The organism is Fibrisoma limi BUZ 3 (assembly GCF_000296815.2).
GTDB classification, from domain to species: Bacteria; Bacteroidota; Bacteroidia; order Cytophagales; family Spirosomataceae; genus Fibrisoma; species Fibrisoma limi.
The window spans coordinates 710,089-731,566 of record NZ_CAIT01000005.1; the positions used below are offsets into that span (position 1 = coordinate 710,089).

Genomic DNA, 21,478 nt, shown 5'->3' on the forward strand with positions numbered 1-21,478 from the left:
TGCCTGCTCAGGCAATGGTCCGCACTACGCCACCGTCTACCCGTACCGCAGCACCGTTGGTGGCTGATGCCAGTGGGCTGCTGAGGTACACGACCATGTTGGCCACTTCGTCCGTACTTGCAAACCGCTGCAGGATAGACGTAGGCCGGGCGTGTTGAAAAAACTCCTTCTCGACCTGGGCTTCGTCTTTTTGCTGCTGCCGGGCCAGGCTGCGGATAAACTCACCGACCCCTTCCGAATACGTCGGGCCTGGCAGTACGGCATTGACTGTTACGTCGGTGCCGGTTGTGAGTTCGGCGAGTCCGCGCGAAATGGCCAACTGAGCCGTTTTTGTGGTGCCGTAGTGAATCATCTCCGTGGGAATATGCAGGCCGGATTCGCTGGAAATGAACAGAATCCGACCCCAGTTCCGCTGGAGCATCCGGGGCAGGTAATGCCGCGACAGCCGTACCCCACTCATTACGTTGACGGTAAAGAACCGAAACCAGTCCTCATCGCTGATGTCGACAAAATCTTTGGGCTCAAAAATGCCGACGTTATTGACCAGGATGTCCACCTCTGGCTCCTGCTGAATCAGGCGATCAATGTCGCTCGTTTGTCCAAAATCGACCGCTACCCCGCGAACGTTGGCTTCCGGCTGCTGGTCCTTAAGCTGGTCGATAGCGTCCTGAATCCGTTGTTCGGTGCGCCCGGTGATAATGACTTCGGTTCCCTCGGCCAGTAACTTTTTCGCAATGGAAAAACCGATACCGGCTGTTGAGCCAGTTACTAACGCTGTCTTTTGGCGAAGCTGCAAATCCATTTGTCTGTTGGGTTGTTGGTTGTAGAGTATAGATACCACTCGAGGTAGTAACTCCTGCAAAGGTCGCTCTCCGGCCGATACCATCCAGACAATACACTAGGTTTACTGGAATTGCACTTGCTCTTATGTTAACCCATTTACGAGTCAATCCATGACTATACTGCTGCCTGTAGCATTCTGTACCTTTCGCGCATAAATAAATTCCCAACAGGCAGAACCCCGACCATTTCTGATCGGGGTTTACATTGAATTAGGAGTAAAAATCTGGTTAGTTCACCCGGAGCTTCTGACCGGGCCGGATTTTCGTGCGCGCCGAGATATGGTTTTTTCGGGTCAGGGCGGAAACCGACATACCGTAGCGGCTGGCGATGGAACTGAGCGTTTCACCGGCCCGTACGCGGTGCAGCACCGTCCGCTTAAAACGCGGCTTGGCGCTACTCGCATCTGACGAGCGGCCACCCCGCAGGTAATCCCAGACCGAGCTGGTCAGCAGGAAGTGATCGGAGTTGATGGTGTTGGCCGGAAACGTATAAATGTTGAGCGGACTGAAGGGATTGCCCTCGTACCGTACTTCATAGTGCAGGTGAGGGCCCGAGCTGCGGCCAGTGCTGCCACCCAAGCCCAGTTGGTCACCGGCTTTGACGAGCTGGCCAACCTCCACCGTTTGCTTGGACATGTGTCCGTAGAGCGTCTCCAGCCCGTTGTAGTGCCGAACCAGTACGTAACGACCGTAGCCACCGCCGTCCCAGCCGACTACGCGCACGATACCGTCGAAGCTTGCATAAACCGGATCACCGGTTTCCAGATCAAGATCGGCACCAGTATGCCAGCGGCCCCAGCGAAAACCAAAATTAGACGTAAGTTTCCCTTCGTTCAGGGGAGCCGACCAGTAGCGGTTAGCCGGGGGATCATACAGCCTGATGTCAATTACCTCGTCGAACTCAAGGGGATTGATGTTGTAAGGGTCAATATGGCGGGAATCCCAGACGGCGTAGTAATCGGCAATTTTGACCCATTCGTCGCCAACCAGCACGGAATCAATTACTTCCACAACGCTGGTCTGGCCCTGGTCGATCATGCTGGTGTCTTCGCTGACGACCGGGTTAAGTTCTTTCTTCGGTTCAAACTGGCTGTTGAAGCGCAGTTGCGTAGTTTCCTGTTCAAAAGGGCCATCCGCTTTTTGAGGCTGTTCAATGGCCGGAGCATTGGTGTTTACTTGATTCTTAGGCGTAATGCGCAGATCCTTCTTAAATCGTCCCCGTTCCTGCGCCTGGGTTGTCAGAGCAAAGCTCAGGCACCCGATGGCCAATAGCCAGCGTACAGCCGTTTTTTGCATCATCTCATAAATGGAGATTTACGGTTAAAGGGGCTCGATCGTCTGAAACCGGGCCCTTTTAACCGTAATCCGTTGGTTTTTTAGTTAATGAACAAGTTGCTCCTGCACTTCGAGCGTCACTAAGTAACGCTCAGCATCCAGAGCCGCCATACAGCCGGTACCGGCTGCCGTGACAGCCTGACGATAAATGTTGTCCTGAGCGTCTCCGCAGGCAAAGACGCCGGGAATATTCGTTCGGGTACTGCCTTTTTCGGTCAGGATGTACCCGTGGTCATCCATGTCGAGGTAGTCCCGGAAAATGTCGGTATTCGGTTTATGGCCGATTGCAACGAAAAAGCCCGTTACGTCCAGAATGCTTTCTTCGCCGGTCACGGCATTTTTCACCCGGACGCCCGTAACTTCCTCGTCGCCGAGAATCTCCTGCGTTTCCGTATTGTACAATAGTTCGATGTTGGGAGCGGTTTTAACGCGCTGCTGCATGAACTTTGACGCCCGCATCTCATCGCGCCGAACCAGCATATATACTTTCCGGCAAAGGTTGGCGAGGTAGCTGGCTTCTTCAGCGGCTGTATCGCCCGCGCCAACAATGGCTACGTCCTGACCCCGGAAAAAGAACCCATCACAAACGGCACAAGCCGAAACGCCCCGGCCATTGAGCCGCATTTCCGACGGCAGGCCGAGCCACTTGGCCGACGCACCGGTCGAGATAATGACGGTATCGGCGGTAATTTCGTATGAATCATCCACGATGGCCTTGTGGGGCCGATCGCGGCCGGGCTGTTCCGAAAACTCCACCTTCGTTACCATGCCGTAACGTACATCCGTTCCAAACCGGCGAGCCTGGTTTTCAAGATCCTGCATCATTTGAGGGCCATTCACTCCATTCGGATACCCCGGAAAATTATCAACTTCGGTAGTGATCGTTAACTGGCCACCAGGCTGGGCACCCTGGTATAATACAGGTTTCATGTTAGCACGCGACGCATAGATCGCTGCGGTATAGCCGGCGGGTCCGGAACCAATAATCAGGCACTTAACGTGTTCGGAAGTCATTGCAGAAGGCAATAAGTTGTCTGACAAATGAATAAACCATTCGCTAAAAGCGCTGGCTTAAAGACAACATATGCAAAATTGAAAAAATTCTCCCACGAAAGCAAAGGTTGATAAAGGGGAAAAGGGAGTAAGCGTTGCTCAACCAACCTACCCCCTTACCCCTTATACCCTTTTCCCTCCTTCATAGTACCCGCCACTCGATGCGCCGGTTCAGGCGTCGGTTTTCGTCGCTTGTGTTGGGCGCGACGGGCTTGGTTTTGCCGTAGCCGATGGCTTTGATCCGGCTCGGGTCGATGCCAGCTTTGGTCAGGTATGTTACTACCGACTGCGCCCGTTTCTGCGACAAAGTCAGGTTGGCAGCCGCATCGCCCCGGTCGTCGGTATGTCCCGCAATCTCAATCCGAACAGTTGGGTTGGCCGTCAGGAACGCCGAGAGCCGGTCGAGTTCCGTCCGGGATTTATCGGCCAGATCGTAGCGGCCCGACTCGAAAAACAGGTTGTTCAGCGTTTCTTTGCTGGCTGCACCAACTGGTTCGAGGGGTACGCTCAGGGCCATGCCTTCGCCCGTAGTCTTCTGCGTGAAATCGAACGACAGACTCTTGAACAGGTAACCCGGTACGCTCACGTACAGGGCATACTCCCCACCGCTCGGCAACACGGCCGTGTACTGGCCCGTCTGCTCGTCGGCCTGCACTCGTGAGATTACCTGGTTTGTACCCAGGTCGATCAGTTCGACGGTAGCGGCCAGTGGTTTTTGGGTACGGGCGTCGGCAATGACACCTTTCAGGAAGCTGACAGGTTTGACCCGCTCCCGAAGCGATTCGGGCAGGTCGAATACGTAGAGCCGCGACTTCTGCGAAACGCCATCTTTCTGTTCTTCAAACGAGTAGTAGGCCCGGCGGCCGTTAGCCGATACGAACAGCGACGCCTGGTCCTCAGACGTATTGATGGGGTAGCCCAGGTTCGCTGGAGCCGACCATCCGGAACTGGTGCTGTCGGCGACAAACAGATCGTACCCTCCCATACCGACGTGTCCATCGGATGCGAAGAACAAGCTCCGGCCGTTGGCGTGAATAAACGGCGATGCTTCGTTGAAGGGCGTATTGACCTTATCGCCGATGTTGACCGGATTGCCCCAGGTGCCACTGGCATCGATGTCGCTGCGCCAGATGTCGCGCCGACCATGCCCCCCCGGCCGGTCCGAAACGAAGTACAGCCGCCGACCGTCGGCCGAGAGTGAGGGCTGCGATTCGTAAAACCGGGTGTTGATGGTGGGCCCCAGGTTATCCGGCGCAGACCAGGTAGTGCCGGTTTTGCGCGATACGTACAGATCACAACTGCCAAAGCCTTTGCGTCCCTGACAGGCCGTAAACACAAGGGTACGCCCGTCGGCCGAGAGACTGGCCGTCCCTTCGTTGTCGACGGTGTTAATGTCCGACGATAGTGAGATTGGGGGAGACCAGGTTTCGCCGTTGAAGGACGATACGTACAGATCCTCGTCGCCTTCGGGTTTGAGGGCCGTAAAGACCAGCGTCTGTTCGTCGGCGGTCAGCACCGGAAAGTACTGGGAAGGTGTCGTATTCAGCACCGACGATACAGGTTTTGGGTCAACCGGTTGAGGGTGCTGCACAGCCTCCTGCCCAAACCGGGCACCTTCGATCAGCCGACCGATGCGCTTGCCCTGGACAGACTCATCCGGGAACAGACTTTTGTATTTTTCGAGGTAGGGAAGCGCTTCCTGATAGCGCCCCAACCGTAGCAGAATGTTGCTCAGCGACTGGTAAGCCGCACCCGTCGCGGGGTTGTCGGGCTGAAGCCGGACGGCATCGCGGTAGGATGCAATGGCCGGTTCGAAGCGTTTTGTGAACTCATAAAGCTGGCCGAGCTTGAGGTGCGCATCGAGGAAGTTCGGGTCGCGTTTGATGGCTTCCTGCATAAATGGAATGGCCTCATTCGCCTTCCGCTGCCCGAATAGTTTGATCGACTGATCGTATAATTCCTTTGCTTTCTGATTCTGAGCCGAGGAGGAAAAAAGGAAAGGAGGAAGGAGAAAGGGGAGGAGGGAGAAAAGAAGAATGCTCACCCATTTTCCTCTCGTCCCTTTCCTCCTTCTTCCCTTCTTCACGGTATATCCAGATACTTGTGCGTCTGCAACGAAATTTGCCATTGCGGATTACGTTTTACGTAATCAACGATGCGGGGTAGCATTTCGTTTGAGCGACCCCATTCGGTTTGCAAAAACAATCGACAATCGGACCGAAGATAGGGGACGAACGACTCCGCAAATGCGAAGTCTGACTGGTTGTAAATGATGACTTTCAGCTCGTCGGCCAGCTCGAAAATGGCCGGATTGGGCTTCTTGAATTTTTTGGGCGAAAAGCAGATCCAGTCCCACGAACCCGTTACGGCCTCGCACACGCCGGAGGTTTCAATGTTGGTCTGGAACCCCGCCGATTGCAGGACTGCCGTCAGGTCGGTGAGGTCGTGCATGAGCGGTTCTCCACCGGTGATGACTGCCATGCGCCCCGGGTGCGCCAGGGCTCCGTTCACAATCGTATCAATGGTGAGTTTAGGGTGCGCGTCGGCATCCCACGACTCTTTGACGTCGCACCAGTGGCAGCCGACGTCGCAGCCGCCGAGCCGGATGAAATAAGCTGCCCGACCCGTATGCGCCCCTTCGCCCTGCAGGGTGTAGAAGGCCTCCATCACGGGCAGTACGGTCTGGTCTATTACCTGTTGTTTCTGTTCAGTAGTCATTGGATAAACAAGCGGGTTCTGAAAGAACCTGAAAAACAGCACAAAGATACGATATTGCCGGGTTGCGGGCTGATTTTGATCGTTGAATTAAGTGGAGGCCGTATCAGGTCTTCCCTAATGATTGCGTACCTTTGCGGCAAATTTTACCTTAATGTGCTGCGGCCGTAACTACGCTTTATTTGCTCTTTGTTTTCTTTTGCCGTATATGGTTTGGTCACAGACCAATTCGGTATCTATTCGGCTGCAGGAAATGAATCGCCAGCCCATCGTCGGCGCGACTCTCCGGCTGACTGACCGGGCCGACACGACCCGCCACCTCTACGCCCTTTCTGACACGGCAGGAACGGCCGCTTTTCGGGTTACGCCCGGTAAAAACTACGGCCTGCTGGTGACCTCGGTAGGGTATAAACCCCTTAGAAAACTAATTCAGTCCGGCCAGACCAGCGTGACCTTCACAATGGAGCAGGATAACGTAACGCTGCAGTCGGTATCCGTGGTGGCGGCCAAACCTCTCGTGAAGCAGGAGGACGACAAAACCATCGTTGATCCCGAACCCATTGCCGCTACCAGCACGAGCGCTTACGAGATCATGGAAAAAACGCCCGGTGTTTTTCTTGACCCCGACGGCAACGTGTACCTCAGCAGCACGACACCGGCCACGATTTACATCAATGGGCGGGAGCAGAAAATGAGTGCGGCCGACATTGCGTCTATTCTTAAAAGTTTGCCGCCTAACAGCATCGAGCGCATTGAGATTCTTCGAACGCCCTCGGCCAGGTACGACGCCAGCGGTACCGGAGGAGTTGTCAATATTGTCCTGAAGAAAGGGGTTAAACTCGGTCTGACCGGGTCTGTCAACGCGGGCGTGAATCAGGGTCGATTCGGAAACCAGTTTGCGGGCGTTAACCTCAACAATACCCAGAATGGACGCACGATGTACCTGAACCTGAATTATACCAACCGAAACACTTACGAGCAGGTGCAGAGCAACCGCCGATTTGCGCCAGATACGGCGTTGACCCAGGATGCGTACACGACGTATCCGGCGCAGATTGCCTACGTCGGCTATGGCGTCGGGTTTGAACTCTCGCGGAAGTGGGACCTGAATTTCGACGGGCGGTTTTCGTGGAATCAGGCGAATTCTGAGGCCAGCAATGAAAACAGGATCCGCCAGCTCAGCACCGGCCGGTTGCTGTCGGATAACCTGAACGAAGTTAATAACCGAAACCGGATTCTGTCGTTTAGTCAGGGGGTGACCACACGGTTGAAGCTGGATACGGTCGGTTCCGAACTGACCACCGACGTGTCGTACAATTTCATCGGCACCCGTGGTCTACAGGACTTTTCAACGCGCTACCTCCAGCCCGAACGTCCCGGCACGCTGGGCGACGGCTCATTCACCAACCGGCGGCACCTGCTGGCGGCTCAGGTGGATCTGAAATACAAACTGCCGGCAGCGATTACGCTCGAATCCGGGGTGAAAACAACCGTACAGAATTTCAGTAGCGACGCGGCTTATTTTACTGGAGTGAACGAGACCCGCCAACCGGATCGGAACCGTACTAACCGCTTCGATTACCGCGAGAACATCAACGCAGCGTACGTTCAGGCATCGCGCCTGTTCGGGTCAATTTTGCTCAAAGGGGGCGTTCGGCTGGAAAACACGAACATGAATGGGCAACAGCGCATCCCGGCCGATACGTCGTTTCGAATCAACCGTACCGATCTGTTCCCGTATGTGTATCTGAGTCGGCGGGTCGCTAAAATCGCCGGCTATGAATTGCGGAGTTATCTGGTGTACCGTCGGTCGATTACGCGCCCGGCCTACGATTATCTGAACCCCTTTGCCCGCTACGTCGACCAGTACCTGTACGAAACCGGGAATCCGGCGCTGCGTCCGCAGTTCACCGATAATTACGAAGCCAACATCAGCGTGGAAGAACGGCCCATCTTCGCCCTTGGCCGGAACTACACCCGCGATATTTTCACCAACGTAGTGTACCAGGACCCCGCCAACCGGAGTATTGCCTACCGGACATACGACAACCTGGGCGTAAACCGCGAAACGTACTTCCGGATCCTGGGCGCGATTCCACCCATCAACCGCTACTTTTTTGTGGTGGGAGCGCAATACAACCACAATGAGTACACGGGCGTGTACGAGAACAGTCCACTGAACTTCAGCCGGGGAAGCTGGTCGTTTTTTACGTTCCATTCGTTTAAAATCGACAAACGCTCGACGGCGACGATGAACGGTTTTTTCCGGACCCGGGGTCAGCTTCAATTCTACGAGCTAAGCAACTTCGGGGCGTTGAATCTGAGCGTAAACCGGAAATTCATGGACGACAAGCTGATGGTTACCCTGACGGCCAATGACCTGTTGTTCACGAATTACTACGAGTTTGTGCTGAAACAGGGGAGCGTTACGGCCGACGGCCTGCGCCGGAATGATACGCGTCGATTCGGCTTAACATTGCGCTATAATTTTGGCCTGCGCAAGCGGGAAGAACGGATGAATATGTTCAATGTTGAACCGCCCACGCAGTAGCCTTGTCATCGAACCTTCCGGATCTAGCCCGGGAAGTTGTAGGCAGAAACGTATTCGAGCGGTTTCTCCGCCTTTTGAATGACGTAAACCCGATCAATGGACGTAAGCAATGTCAGAACCGCTATTTTTGCCTATGCTCCAGTCAGTACGTGCCTTTCTGAACTATCCGCTTGCCGAAGACTTTAGCCTGAGGAATACGATTCGCGAATCGCTGCTGGCGAGTTTCTATGTGTTTGGTTTCATTACGCTGATAAACCTGCGACAATTTAACTGGAAGCTGGTAGGCGGGGCGTTCCTGCTGGGAGCAGGCTGTTTCATCGCGTCCCTGGCGGCTAATTGGATCGCCCCCCGATTACTCCCGTCGTGGTATGATGAGGAGCGCTGGACGGTTGGCAAACACATTCCCCATACGCTGTTTGTCCTGCTCTGCATCAGTGCCATGAACCAGTTGCTGCTCACGGCGATGGACTTCGGCAAGCCGCCTTTCTGGCAAATGTACCTGTACGTAACGCTGATCGGTTTCTTCCCCATTACGCTCGGCGTGCTGGCCGCCGAGCGCCGTCGGTTTGCCGGCAACACCACGCAGGCGCTGGCGGTCAATGTCCAACTGGAACGGCTGCAGGAAACCTCACCGGTGCTTCCGGAGCCACAGCAGGCGACTATTACGCTGATGTCTGACAACGGTAAAGAAAAGCTCAGCCTGCATCCCGACCAGCTCGTTTACGTAGAGTCGGTCGGCAACTACGTCGATGTGCATTGGTTAAACGTGAACACCCCGCAGAAGACCGTGTTGCGCAATACGCTGAAGGACGTGGAAGCTGCGTTACGGGATTTTTCCCAGTTTTTTCGCTGTCACCGGGCCTACATCGTGAATCTGAAAGCGGTGAGCCACACCGAGGGCAACGCCCGTGGGTACCAGCTTACACTGACCGGGGCAACGGCCGGGATTCCGGTCTCACGCAGTTACCTGGATGCCTTCGACGCGCGCATGGCAACGCTGTCGTAGCCTTCCCATTCGTCCCTAAAACGTCCCAAATGCCCCATAAACGGGCTTTTTGTCCCTTCCCGTTTGTCACCCATCCCACCCTATTGCAAAGGGGGTAGCCGACAGCCGATGTTTGTCTCAACGATTCGCTGACGCAAACACAATTCGGCTATGATACGCATCTACTCAATCGGTCTTATTCTCCTTACAGCGCTGTTGCTGTTGCCGCTCACGGTCTTTGCCCAGAAGACCCGCGTCCATGGAACAGCGACGTACAACGGTATTCGCCCGCTGGCTAACGTCAATATCTCCCTGGACGGCACCTACGACGGTGCCACCACCGATGACAAAGGTCAGTTCGCGTTTGAAACCGAGGAAAAAGGCCTGTTTACCGTAGTTGCTAAAGTCACCGGCTTTGTCAACGTAACGCAACCAGTCGAACTGAACGGCGCTGCCAGTCTGGCCATCAACCTCGTGTTCACAACGAAAGCCGTTACGCTGAACGACGTAACGGTACGCCCGCGGCTGTTCGATCTGACTGATAAAAACAAGTACACGGTGCTAAGTCCGCTGGACGTCCTGACAACCGCTACGGATGGCAATATTACGTCGGCGCTTAAGACCATGCCGGGGGCTCAGCCCGTTGGTGAGAGTGGCGATTTGTTTGTGCGGGGCGGCACCGGCACCGAAACCAAGGTGTACATTGACGGTTTGCTGGTCAACAACTTCACCTACAGCAGTCCGTCCAACATGGCCGCCCGCAGCCGCTTTGCACCGGGCATGTTCAAAGGAACGTTCTTCTCGACGGGCGGCTACTCCGCCCCATACGGTCAGGCGCTGTCGTCGGCGCTGATCCTCGAAACCGAAGAGTTGCCGGTGAAAAGCAGCGCCGAACTGACCATTTCGCCCATCATGACCGGTGCGAACCTTGAAAAGCTCAGCCGCGACAAAAAGACCGCCTACGGTGGGGGAGTCAGCCACACGACCCTAGGTTTGTATAATATGCTGGCACCGGGTGCGGTTCTATTCACTAAAACGCCCCGCTTTTGGGACGGTAATGGCTTCGTCAGGCGGCAGTTGAACAACGGCGGAATGCTCAAATTTTTCATCAACGGCGGTATCAGCGCTGTGGGTCTCGACCGGCCGAATCTGGACTACGATGGTGTGATCAACAACATTCGGCTAACCAACCGGAATCTGTATACGAACCTGACGTACCGCCAGCACCTGAGCGGTGGCTGGAAGTGGCAGGCCGGGCTTTCGTACGGCCACAACAGCGACCTGACTAGCGTAGCCGCTCGGGTTGACGGCGGCTTCCGGCCGGATTCGCTGGTGCGGCAGGCCGATCAGTCGTCGCTGTGGCAGGCACGCAGCGTATTTTCCAAACTGATTCTGGACCGTACCCGCCTGTACGTCGGCACGGAGTTGCAACGGATCAGTGAGCAGCGGAATAGCAGCCGCTACGTCGATACGTTCCTGGCCCAGTTTGCCGAAACCGAATCGTATCTGACCGACCGGCTGTCGGCGCGGATTGGGCTGAGGCTCGAATATTCGTCGGTGCTGCGGCAAGCCAACGTGGCTCCCCGGCTGGCGCTTGGGTACAGCACCGGAACGAACGGGCTGCTGTCAGTGTCGTACGGCCGGTTTTACCAGAAACCTGAGCGGCAGTTTCTGTGGCAGACTACCGATTTAGGATACGCCAGGGCAGATCATTACATCGCCAGCTACCAGCAACTGGCCAACGACCGGACCTTTCGGGCGGAAGCTTATTACAAACGCTACAACAACCTGATCCGGACAACGCCGACCCCGGAAAACAGCGGCTGGGGCTACGCCCGCGGAGTCGAGGTGTTCTTCCGGGACAAGAAAAGCATCAAGGGAGTCGATTACTGGCTGTCGTATTCGTTTCTGGACACGAAGCGGCAGTTTCTGGATTACCCAACGGCCGTACAGCCCTCGTTTGCCGCCCGGCACACAGCCTCGGCCGTCGTGAAGCGCTTTTTTTCCGGGATTCAAACCAACATTGGCCTGTCCTACACCTACGGCTCAGGTCGCCCGTATGCCAACCCGAACCGTCCGGCCGATTCATTCATGACCGACCGGACCCCTGCTTACCACAACCTCGGCCTGAGCATTGCCCACCTGATGAGCATTCGCAAAGCGCAATCGGTGCTGGTGCTCACGGTCAGCAATGCACTGGGTAACCGGCAGGTATTCGGCTACACCTACTCAGCCCGACATCCGGAGCGCCGGGAAGCCATTGTACCTACCAATAACCCCTTCATATTCGTCGGCATGTTCGTCACCCTCGGTGCCGATCGTCGGCAGGAAATCATCAATAGTCAACTGTAATCAATCACAAATCCAATAACCCAATTTACAACTATGAAAGCGCTTGTTATTACCCTCATCAGCCTTGTTACGTTACCTTATACGACATCGGCTCAAAGCGATAAGTACCAGAAAGCGATGGAAAAGAACCTGGCCCAGTTTGATACGGCACGCACGGCATCCTCACTGATTGGCTTGATGAACAATTTTGACCGGATTGGCGCGGTCGAGAAGTCGCAATGGCTGCCCTATTATTACGCCGGGATGTGCGCCATGAACCTGGCCAACAAGGAGAAAGATAAAAGCCAGATCGACAGTTGGGCCGACAAAGCCGAAGTCTACGCCAGCCGGGCCGACTCGCTCAGCCCGAACAACTCAGAAATATCGTGCCTGAAAGCAACCATTCACTTTGCTCGCATCAACGTCGACTTCATGAGCCGCGGACCCAAATATTCGGCCCTTGGTGCGGAGGCTTTGCAACTGGCATTGAAACAGAACCCGAACAACCCGCGTGCTATGGTTGTGCTGGCGCAGTTGAAACGTAGTGCTCCCGAAGGGTTCGGTGGCGACAAGGCGATGGCCTGCCAGTTAGCGGCCAAAGCAGCCCGGATCTTTGAGCAGACGCCGGCGGGCAACACCATCAACCCGACGTGGGGGCAGAGCAGCGCTCAGGCCCTGCTGAAGAAATGCGAAGAGCCGACCGCGCAGAAGTAACCGAAGGTGCCAGCTCCTGCTTAGAGAGTGGCCTGGAACACTTCTGTATTGGTGGAATGCAGTTGCAACGAAAAAACGTGAGCGATTCCAACGGAATGACAGCCTCAGGAGTCATGCTGTTGGAATCGCTCATGCCATGAAAAACATATTGGTTATTCTGATGGTCACAGTCATGCAGGCGTGCCACCCCAACGACGGAGCGGACTGCCTGCCCTATGTGGGGCGAGTATACGGTACCGGCTGTAGCGCAGTAGCCGTTAAAGTCCTTAACAGAGAGGTCAATTCGAGGATCCCGACAGGTCAGAACTCATTTGAGAATAATGTCATTGAGCTTCTGGGAATACCAGACACTGTACGAGCCGGCCAACCGTTTTATTTTGACTTCAGAGATGTTCAGCCACAGGATGAGGCTCCTCCCTGTCAGGCTATTTTTGCAGCCGCTTCCCGAAAAGTTGTGTTGACTCGGTTTGGTTACACGCGCTGCGACATCCCGTGATTTTCCGCTGCTCAAAACAGGTGATTACGGCAATACACTAAGAAAATGACTAACGCATGAACATGAATTAGCCATTTTCCTTTATCTAAGGCTGTCAATATGATTTCGTCAGCACAGTGTACTAGTATAATGGTTCATTCTTTCTACACAGCTTCCCTAATATAACAATTCTCCAAAGATTCAACACAGCCATGATACCTGTTGCTATCTTTGTGCGTGTCTCCACTAGAGGACAGGATTACGCCGGCACCGGCGGACCGGCTTTGATTATCTACGCAAAGCAACGAAGGAGTTTCCTGTTGACCTTCTCGCACCCGATTGGCTTTATTCAAAGCTAAATTCAACCTCTCCAAATATCCGTTCTGTTTCCAGCGATAGAGCAGGGGCGCCGGAGCGATAGTAACAGACAGCTGGACCTGCAGGAAAGCTTGCAGGGAGATTTCGCCATTGACATCGCACCGGCGAACCGGCCAGTGAGCAAGATGTACAGAATAGCATCAACAACTTCCCTTATCGCCAGTCGACACTTGCGTTGGACTGGCAATAATTAAGTGATAACATGTCCCGGCGGGGAACCGCACGGAGCGTCTACGGTCCGCCGTTGCGACCGTCCGCGGCTGCGGTCAGGGGCTGATACAAGGTCACCATACCTTACTTTGTTTCGCAACATGAAGAAAAGCAGGCGCTTATCTAATTCTAATCCAGCTCTAAATCCCAAACATACTTTTAACTTGAAGGACTACTGGCAAAACGGGAAGCAATCGTTGGTGGATCATCGACAGGGACGAAGGACCCTAGTTGATCAGTAAGAATTACTGCTAGGCTGGTTGCTGCACAGAGCACCAGTAGAAGCACCGGGGAGACCCATGGTGCAGCCAATACTAGGGTAGAGCCTATCGTTAATCGTATACTAATCTTCAGCTTGGTGTTGGGCTTACTTTGCCCATTAGCCCACAGATTAACCAAGGCCAGAAGCCCTGTAATTATATAGCAGCCGCCCACGCCGATTCCAAGTAACCAACTAGTGAGGGCTAAGCCGGGCTTTGGGTAAATAGTTAAGGCCAATCCCACCCCGCTTATTAAAAGAAGTAGGGTCAAGGGCAGATGAAGATAAAGCCATGACCAGAAAGGGCCGGTGCGTTGATGTTCACTGAGGGCCTGCGCAGGCGAATAATATACGTAGTCAAAGTAGGAAGCCCACAGACCCAGTAAGATTATTCCCGCCAGCAATGTCTGGCATACGCTATCCAAACGGAAACCTCTCTGATACAACTCCATGACAATACCAGATGCGACCTGCGCGAGCATCAATGTAGTGAACGTGGCCACCCGACCTGGCAGGTGACGAGCATCAGGGGGGAAGCGTCTTTGCAAACGTAGCCCACCCGCTACTAAGGGAGTGAGTGTCTCCACCGCTAAGGCCAGCCCCCACAAGTAATAACTACCTGGAGCTGGTACCAGACCAGCCCCAACCCAGCAGGCCAATCCCAGACAAATGCCGATCTGCACATGGAAGATAAAAGGCCGGGCAACCGGTACATACTGCCGGGCACGGATGTATTTGAGATAGAGTAGGACGCGTAAGCCGAAGTACGTACAAACGAATATCACCGTGGCCTGGTGGCGAAGTAAGGCAGTTTCTATGGCGGCCGCCATAATTAGTAGTCCCAGCAACTCCACGGCGGTGAATAAAAACTCAATCGGGTCGTTGTCCACGCTGAATCTATTGGCATAAAATGTTAGCCCATGCCATAACCACCATACGGGTACAAGCAGTAATAGTAAGTGTCCTAATGCGTCCAGGCTGGGTTCAGCGAGCAGGCGCCTGACTAAATGCCCGAGTATAACCACGAAGGCTAAGTCGGTTAGTAGTTCAATACGCGCAGGTGTGCGCGGGCCCGGCGGATCGGTAGTTCTCAGACGAGGTACGTTGTCAGGCGAAGGCGGATTCATGGCTAGTTCTTAGCATTTCCCTAAATCCATTCGATGAACGGGATCAACGAATCGCAACGACTTACTGTGTTTTCCGCAGGGCTTTTAGCACCTTGTCGGGCGTAATGGGTAGCGAGGTCAGCCGATGACCAATAGCGTGGAAAATGGCGTTACTGACGGCTGCGCTGGTTCCTACAATCGATACCTCGCCCAGGCCCTTCACGCCCATAGCGTTGATATATCGATCCTCCTCGTCAATGAATGCTACCGTCATTTCGGGGATATCGGCGTGGACGCACACGTGGTAATCCGCCAGGCTGGCGTTGGTATAGCGGGCTAGGTGCGGGTCACGCACGGTGCCCTCCATTAGGGCCGCTCCGATGCCAAAAATACTGCCTCCTATAACCTGGGAACGGGCCGTCATGGAATTCAGAATGCGCCCAGCCGCCACTACACTTACCCAGCGCGTCACATGCACCGTGCCTAGCTCGGTATCTACCTCTACTTCGCAGAAATGCGCACTGAAGGAGTGCATCGAGTGACTGGCTGCGTCATCTTTCTTGGCTTGGGGCGTATTCAGCGTCGCTTCGGGCGACTCGTAGCTGCTGCCGTAATGCCCCGTCGCTACTCCTTCCAAGTCATCCAGACCGATGCGTTGCATCAGGGTGATGAAAGCTTCGCCTTTGGTCGAATCGGCCTTCAATTGAAGCCGGCCTTTCACAGCCTCCACGTCGGCTGGCTTAGCTTTGTAGACGGGCGAATGTTGGTCGGCAATCGCTAGCTTGATAAGTTTTTGCCACACGTCCTGAGCGGCCAGGAAAACGGAAGACGACACCGTGCCAGCTGCCCGGGACCCGCCCGACATGGCTGTGGTGGGCAACGCGCTATCGCCCAGCTCGAAGTACACGTTTTCGGGAGCTATACCCAGGGAGTCGGCCGCTACCTGCGTGATAATGGTATACGTACCCGTGCCCAAGTCAGTGGCAGCGGCCTGCACCAGGGCGTGACCATCGGCATACAGTCGTACGCGGGCGTTGCCTTGGGCGTCGTGTACCGGGTAGGAGCCCGAAGCCATGCCCCAACCAACGAGTTTGTTTCCCTGACGAGTTGCACCGTTTTTGGGGTTGCGCTTGCCCCATCCGAACAATTCCGCGCCACGCTCGTAGCACTGCTTCAAGCTTTTGCTGCTCCAGGGTTTACCCGTACCGGGGTCTTTGTCAGCATGGTTCAACAGTCGAATAGCAATCGGATCAAGCCCCACCTGATACGCTAAATCATCCATGGCGCACTCGATGGCAAACGAGCCAGGAGCTTCGCCGGGGCCGCGCATATAGGTAGAGGTCATGACATTAGCCCGGGCTAGCTTCACCGAGGCATCAAAATTCGGGCAGGCGTAAAGCATGTGCACAATCTTGCTGTTCATTTCAGCGTAGTTGTCCCAAGGCGAGGTCGTTGAAATTTTTTCGTGGAGCAGAGCAAGTAATTTACCCTCCTTAGTCGCACCCAAACGCAGGGTTTGCTGCTGGTCCTCACGATGGCCCATGCTGGTAAACATCTGTGGCCGCGTCAGCACCAGCTTCACCGGTCTGCCAACGGCTTTGGCGACCTGCGCCGTCAGTACCGTGTGAGGCCACATCGTGAGCTTACTGCCAAAGCCTCCGCCAAGGAACTTGGTGACCACCCGAACGTTGTCGGGTGGCAGACCCAGCATGACGTACAGCGCTTTGTGCGTTGAGGCTATGGCCTGCGTGGTGTCATATACCGTCACGCGATCAGCTGCTTCCCAGTGAGCAATGGTAGCCCCCGGCTCCATGGGGTTATGGTGGTTGGTGGCATGCTGGCAGGTAAGCGTCAGTTGCACCGGAGCGTTGGAAAAGGCCGCCTGAGCATCCCCGCGCTTGGCTGGTACCTGAGCAGCCGCGCCCTCAGTTGGAGTGAACAGTTTTGCCTGGGTATCCCGATAGGAAACCACGGGCGTTTCCGCAACAACGGACACCTTTAATAGTGCGGCCGCATGCTGAGCGTGCTCCAGTGTATCGGCCACCACAATGGCTACCGGCTGTCCGGCGTAAAAAATCTGGTCGGAGGTTAGCGGTGTAAAGCTCATCTGCATGGCCAGCGCGATCTTCTTTTTGCCTTCTGATGTGCTAGGCGTCTGCGCCAGTGGGGGTAGATTAAGGTGCGTAAATATGCCCAATACGCCCGGTATCCGTTTGGCTGCACTATCGTCAAAACCCGTGATACGACCCTTCGCTACGTCGCTGGTTTTGATCACGGCATGAGCCAGATCGGGTAGCTGGTTGTGCTCGGCCGAATACACGGCTGCTCCCATCACTTTAGCTCGCCCATCGACTCGGACCAGTGGCTTGCCCACAACGTCCGATGAGGATTGCTGATCAGCAAACGTGGGGTTATTAGTTGGATTCATAAGCCTAAAGGAGTATTGAAACGAAGTAGATTAGGGCAGAATGCACTAGTTCATCTAGGCGTTTGCCACGGTTTCCAGTGCGCGTACCAGCGTGTTTTGAGCTAGTTCTATTTTAAAGGCATTTTCGCTTCGCGGTTTGGCGTTCTGGAGCGCGGCAGAGGCAGCATCTTGAAACGTGGCTCGGTTGGCTGGCGCTCCTGTTAACACTTTTTCGGCGGCTGGGCTGCGCCAAGGCTGAGCACCTACGCCACCCAGGGCTACCCGCGCCGAGCGAATGATACCATTCTGTACATCAAGACCTACGGCCGCCGACGCCAGGGCGTACGCGTAACTGGTCCGCTCGCGCACTTTCAGATAGGTCGAGTGCTGAGCGTGGGTGGCGGTCGGTATGAGTACAGCTACGATCAGTTCGCCCGCTTCCAGTACATTCTCACGATGTGGAGTATCGCCGGGTAGCAGGTAAAACTCGTTGATGGGCACTTGGCGCTGTTTGCCCTTTTGATTCTGCAAAATAAGCACAGCATCGAAGGCCAGCAGTGCCACCGCCAAATCGCCAGGGTAGCTGGTCGTAATGCAACGTTCACTGGTGCCGAGAATCGCCATGTTGTGGTTATCGCCGGTGAGGGCAGGGCAGCCGGAACCGGGCTGGCGCTTATTGCAGGGGAAGGCAGCGTCGCGGAAGTAACCGCAGCGGGTACGTTGTAGTAAGTTACCACCGATGCTGGCCATATTGCGCAGCTGCGCCGAGGCCGCTAGCAATAATGATTGCGACACGGCCGGGAACTCCTGTACAACAAGCGGGTTTTCGCCTACAGTACTCATTCGCTCCATAGTTCCAATGCGAAGCCCGTCCTTGGTTTGCTCAATGCCTTTAAAGGGCAGAGTGTTGATGTCGATCAATAGGGGCGGAGCCGCCAGGTTGGCCTTCATTAAATCGAGCAGCGTCGTAGCGCCAGCCAGATACACTGCCCCTGGCTGATCGTTCATCAAGTCCGCAGCTTCTTTAGCCGTACTAGCCTTGGCATAGTGAAAGTCATTCATGGGTAACTAGCTTGACCGGTGACACGTAAGATAAGTTGTTGATGATACGGAACGGGCAACGTCTCAGAACGATACGATTGAGTTAGGCGTCGTGTATTACTGGCTGGACGCCACTTCTCGTATGGCCGCCAGGATATTGGGGTAAGCGCCACATCGGCAAATATTCCCACTCATCCATTCTCGACATTGATCATCGGACGTAGCGTGGCCTTCCCGTATGCAGGCTACGGCGCTCATAATCTGCCCCGGTGTGCAATACCCGCATTGAAAACCATCGTGCTTGAGGAAAGCCTCCTGCATGGGGTGTAACTGATCGCCCTTAGCCAGCCCTTCGATGGTTGTAATCTGCTTACCCTGCTGCATGATCGCCAGCGTAAGGCAAGAGGTGATGCGCTCACCATCTACGTGGACGGTACAGGCTCCGCACTGACCGTGATCACAGCCTTTTTTGGTCCCCGTTAGGTGCAGATATTCCCGCAACGCATCAAGCAAGGTCGTACGGGGCTCTGCGCGTAGCGAGTAAACTCGGCCATTAATGCGTAAAGACAGCTCAGTAGCGCCCTGCACTAGGGTAGGGCCGGGCGCTGAGGGTTCAGCCTGATTCATGGGTGCCAGCGTCAGTCCAGCCAAGCCAGTGGTTTGTTTGATAAAGGTTCGCCGTGAGCTGCTGCCCGGAGACCATTCAGATGCCATAGCGGTAGGGAAATGGATGAACTAATGGAAAGGTAACCGGAAGCCCGTCGCGCTCCGCGTCCTGGAGCGCGAAGGAGCTTAGGTTTACTTCGCGTTCTTGTTTTCGGTTAGCCACTCGGCCACAGTCCGGGAGAAATCAGCCACATCAATCGGGTGACGGCTGGTGATTAAGTTACCATCAACCACTACTGACTGGTCGAGTACTTGTCCGCCGGCGTTAACGAGGTCGGTATGCACGTTCCAGTAGCCGGTCAGTTTTTTGCCTTTCAAGATGTCGGCCGTGGCTAGTACGACCGGTGCGTGACAAATGGCTGCCACCAGCTTGCCCGACTGGTTGAAGGCCTGAATGAAGGCGATGACATCTTTGTCGTTGCGCAGGTTGTCGGGGTTCCAGGCTCCTCCGGGAATGAAAATAGCGTCGTAGTCAGCTACCTGGATTTCATCAACTCGCCGATCTACCTTAACCCAGCCAACAGGCTGTAAGTACTGGATGGCCATAATATGATCTTGGGCCATTTCTGGCATAGTCAGCCCAAAACGGGCCGGGGCTGGGTTCGCCTTCATCGATACGACATCGACCTGGGCACCCAGGGCGCGGAAATACCATACGGGTCCGAGCAACTCGATCTCTTCGAAACCATCGGCGGCAATGACGGCAATTTTCCGACCAGCCAACTGCTGATCATCGTCGATCGGATCGAAGAAAAACTGTCGTAATCCTTCATTGCCAGGGGCATTAAGCAGATGGGCAACGGGCATAGCGGCCACCGCTGGTGCGCTGCTTAATTGTTGGATTATCTCCAATTCGTGTGTGGTATTCTGTTGAGTAACCATAATGAATTGATTTGGTAATGGGTATTTTTTTTGAATATAAAACACTGGCTCGGCTGGTTTGATAGCGTTTACTGAGGAGTAGTGGGTTTGGCAAAAAAAGCAGGGTACTAGATCTATGTTGAAGGAGCAAATAGCTTTAGCTTATGTAGCCATTGCTCAAAAGGCGGGTTCGTAATGGACGTGTGGAGGAAGTCAAGGATTGGCCCGACCGGCGGAAACTTTAGATGAATCTGAAGTGCCTCGGCATTGCGAAATTTCTCGTAAGTCAGAAATCTTGTATCGAGTCCGTCGAGTTGGGTAAGTTGGTAGGTGACTACACCATCTTCGCCACGAATTGCAGGCATTGCTGCATGGTACCGTTTTTTAAATTCATCTTGCGTGCCTGGCTTAGCATCGACGAATAGCATCACGGTCATCGGGTCGTCGTTGGCATCGGGTAGTCTGCGCCAAGCCTCTTTGGAAAGGGGTTCTAGATCCGTCACCGATATCTTCTCAACGGGATCCGTGAGTCCCTCTTTTGTCAGCTGGTCAAAATTGTCGTCTTGAATGCTGGCTAGCATCGCAGTAAGCGCTTGCTGATTTTTCCAGCGCTCAATCAACCACAGTACGTTGGGATTCTCAATTTCAGCGTAGGCCTCGGCCATTATGTTTCCCTCAGCCTCAAGCGCCTGGGTTACATACGTACTCAGCGTTAGACGAAATTGGTTTTGATAGCTTGGTTTGGTTATGTATTTAGTCAGCTGAGCAGTAAGGCCATCGTTTTTTAGAGGTTGCATTTTGGGATGTGATTTAGGGACGAAAAGAAAACACGTTGATAACAGGCTACTTTTGTTTTGGCTATATGGAGAATTCTAAGCTTACGTATCTCCTTTATAATCCAACGTTCTTACTTGTGAAACCGCTCTATTATCTAGCAATGGAACAATCTTCCCGATCACAATTCGCTGAAAATAATCTGAATTACGGTGCGCATCCAAGGCGGATTCGTCTTTATATCCCTCAATTAAAAACAAGGTATTGGGATCATTATAACTTTGATAGACAGTGTAGAAAAGATTCCCATTCTCTTCTCTACTTTTTTGGACAACTTCGGCTAGCAGCTTGAGTACTTCTTCAAGCTGGCCACTCTTTGTACGCCATTCGGCAACTGTAGTTATTGGGCCTCCGTTCATGCTAACAATGGAATACTTTCTTTAAAAAAATATACTTTTTAGCAACCCTCCTCCACTTTTGGAAGAAGGTTAGCATTCATTTATCACTCACGCTTTAGCTGGTTGTAAAGCATCAACAGAGTCCAGAATAGCGATTACCTTTTCAGCTACTCCCTGAGCAGAAGCCGGATTTTGCCCGGTTACCAGTCGGCCGTCGGTGATGCTATGTGGTTGCCAGGGGTCGACAGCACTATAGCCGGCCCCGCGCTCCTTTAATAAATCTTCCAATTCAAAAGGCACATCATCCTTGGCATAGCCCGCTTCCTCAGCCGCGCTGAAACCCGTTACATGTTTACCTTTCACCAGATACGATCCAT

18 protein-coding genes and 1 pseudogene are annotated in these 21,478 nt (G+C 54.2%); 6 read left to right on the forward strand and 13 right to left on the reverse strand.

All coding sequences use genetic code 11. From position 1 onward, the window contains the following. Window positions 1-7 precede the first annotated feature (7 nt). The 5 genes from BN8_RS07825 to BN8_RS07845 all read right to left on the reverse strand — a co-directional run bounded on the left by BN8_RS07825 (window position 8) and on the right by BN8_RS07845 (window position 5,948). Entirely contained in the window at window positions 8-802 is a 795-nt protein-coding gene (locus BN8_RS07825) for an SDR family NAD(P)-dependent oxidoreductase (RefSeq protein WP_040005529.1), read from the reverse strand. 268 nt (window positions 803-1,070) lie between these two features. Continuing rightward, window positions 1,071-2,138: a peptidoglycan DD-metalloendopeptidase family protein gene (locus BN8_RS07830; RefSeq protein ID WP_040005623.1), complete on the reverse strand. Its 1,068-nt coding sequence runs from the start codon at window positions 2,136-2,138 to the stop codon at window positions 1,071-1,073. A gap of 84 nt (window positions 2,139-2,222) precedes the next feature. Beyond that, window positions 2,223-3,191: a thioredoxin-disulfide reductase gene (gene trxB / locus BN8_RS07835; protein WP_009281295.1), complete on the reverse strand. Its 969-nt coding sequence runs from the start codon at window positions 3,189-3,191 to the stop codon at window positions 2,223-2,225. A 181-nt stretch (window positions 3,192-3,372) separates the two neighbouring features. Further along, complete coding sequence (locus BN8_RS07840) at window positions 3,373-5,358, reverse strand: OmpA family protein (protein WP_009281296.1); 1,986 nt, start codon at window positions 5,356-5,358, stop codon at window positions 3,373-3,375. Further along, window positions 5,313-5,948, reverse strand: a complete 636-nt coding sequence (locus BN8_RS07845) for a 7-carboxy-7-deazaguanine synthase QueE (RefSeq protein WP_009281297.1) — start codon at window positions 5,946-5,948, stop codon at window positions 5,313-5,315. The genes BN8_RS07840 and BN8_RS07845 overlap by 46 nt, the downstream gene beginning before the upstream one ends. A gap of 205 nt (window positions 5,949-6,153) precedes the next feature. On the opposite strand from BN8_RS07845, the gene BN8_RS07850 reads away from it, so the two are divergent. The 6 genes from BN8_RS07850 (at window position 6,154) to BN8_RS33190 (ending at window position 13,360) form a co-directional block, all read left to right on the forward strand. Next, window positions 6,154-8,496 (forward strand): TonB-dependent receptor, encoded by a 2,343-nt coding sequence (locus BN8_RS07850; protein ID WP_229367824.1) that lies wholly within the window; start codon window positions 6,154-6,156, stop codon window positions 8,494-8,496. A 133-nt stretch (window positions 8,497-8,629) separates the two neighbouring features. Continuing rightward, window positions 8,630-9,502, forward strand: coding sequence for a LytR/AlgR family response regulator transcription factor (locus tag BN8_RS07855; protein ID WP_144051609.1), 873 nt, complete (start codon window positions 8,630-8,632; stop codon window positions 9,500-9,502). A 150-nt stretch (window positions 9,503-9,652) separates the two neighbouring features. Then, entirely contained in the window at window positions 9,653-11,833 is a 2,181-nt protein-coding gene (locus BN8_RS07860; protein ID WP_009281300.1) for a TonB-dependent receptor, read from the forward strand. A gap of 33 nt (window positions 11,834-11,866) precedes the next feature. Further along, window positions 11,867-12,526, forward strand: a complete 660-nt coding sequence (locus tag BN8_RS07865) for a tetratricopeptide repeat protein (protein ID WP_009281301.1) — start codon at window positions 11,867-11,869, stop codon at window positions 12,524-12,526. Window positions 12,527-12,662: 136 nt separating this feature from the next. Then, window positions 12,663-13,022 (forward strand): hypothetical protein, encoded by a 360-nt coding sequence (locus tag BN8_RS33185; RefSeq protein ID WP_040005530.1) that lies wholly within the window; start codon window positions 12,663-12,665, stop codon window positions 13,020-13,022. A 191-nt stretch (window positions 13,023-13,213) separates the two neighbouring features. Then, window positions 13,214-13,360, forward strand: coding sequence for a hypothetical protein (locus BN8_RS33190; RefSeq protein WP_192579028.1), 147 nt, complete (start codon window positions 13,214-13,216; stop codon window positions 13,358-13,360). Window positions 13,361-13,748: 388 nt separating this feature from the next. Here the strand turns inward: BN8_RS33190 and BN8_RS07875 are convergent, their stop codons facing one another. The 8 genes and pseudogenes from BN8_RS07875 to BN8_RS07910 form a co-directional block, all read right to left on the reverse strand. Then, window positions 13,749-14,975, reverse strand: coding sequence for a low temperature requirement protein A (locus BN8_RS07875; protein WP_009281302.1), 1,227 nt, complete (start codon window positions 14,973-14,975; stop codon window positions 13,749-13,751). 61 nt (window positions 14,976-15,036) lie between these two features. Beyond that, a complete protein-coding gene (locus tag BN8_RS07880; protein WP_009281303.1) occupies window positions 15,037-17,382 on the reverse strand; it encodes a xanthine dehydrogenase family protein molybdopterin-binding subunit in 2,346 nt (781 codons plus the stop codon). A 54-nt stretch (window positions 17,383-17,436) separates the two neighbouring features. Beyond that, entirely contained in the window at window positions 17,437-18,423 is a 987-nt protein-coding gene (locus tag BN8_RS07885) for an FAD binding domain-containing protein (protein ID WP_009281304.1), read from the reverse strand. Between the two features lie 96 nt (window positions 18,424-18,519). Next, window positions 18,520-19,116 carry a (2Fe-2S)-binding protein gene (locus BN8_RS07890; RefSeq protein ID WP_009281305.1) on the reverse strand — a complete coding sequence of 199 codons (597 nt, stop codon included), beginning with the start codon at window positions 19,114-19,116 and terminating at the stop codon, window positions 18,520-18,522. Between the two features lie 84 nt (window positions 19,117-19,200). Next, complete coding sequence (locus tag BN8_RS07895) at window positions 19,201-19,950, reverse strand: DJ-1/PfpI/YhbO family deglycase/protease (RefSeq protein WP_051041011.1); 750 nt, start codon at window positions 19,948-19,950, stop codon at window positions 19,201-19,203. Between the two features lie 113 nt (window positions 19,951-20,063). Next, window positions 20,064-20,726, reverse strand: coding sequence for a putative quinol monooxygenase (locus tag BN8_RS07900; RefSeq protein ID WP_009281307.1), 663 nt, complete (start codon window positions 20,724-20,726; stop codon window positions 20,064-20,066). Window positions 20,727-20,807: 81 nt separating this feature from the next. Then, on the reverse strand, window positions 20,808-21,122 hold the full coding sequence (locus tag BN8_RS07905; protein WP_040005532.1) for a putative quinol monooxygenase: 315 nt from the start codon (window positions 21,120-21,122) through the stop codon (window positions 20,808-20,810). An 87-nt stretch (window positions 21,123-21,209) separates the two neighbouring features. Then, window positions 21,210-21,478 (reverse strand): annotated as a pseudogene (locus tag BN8_RS07910) (type 1 glutamine amidotransferase domain-containing protein); the annotation flags it as partial.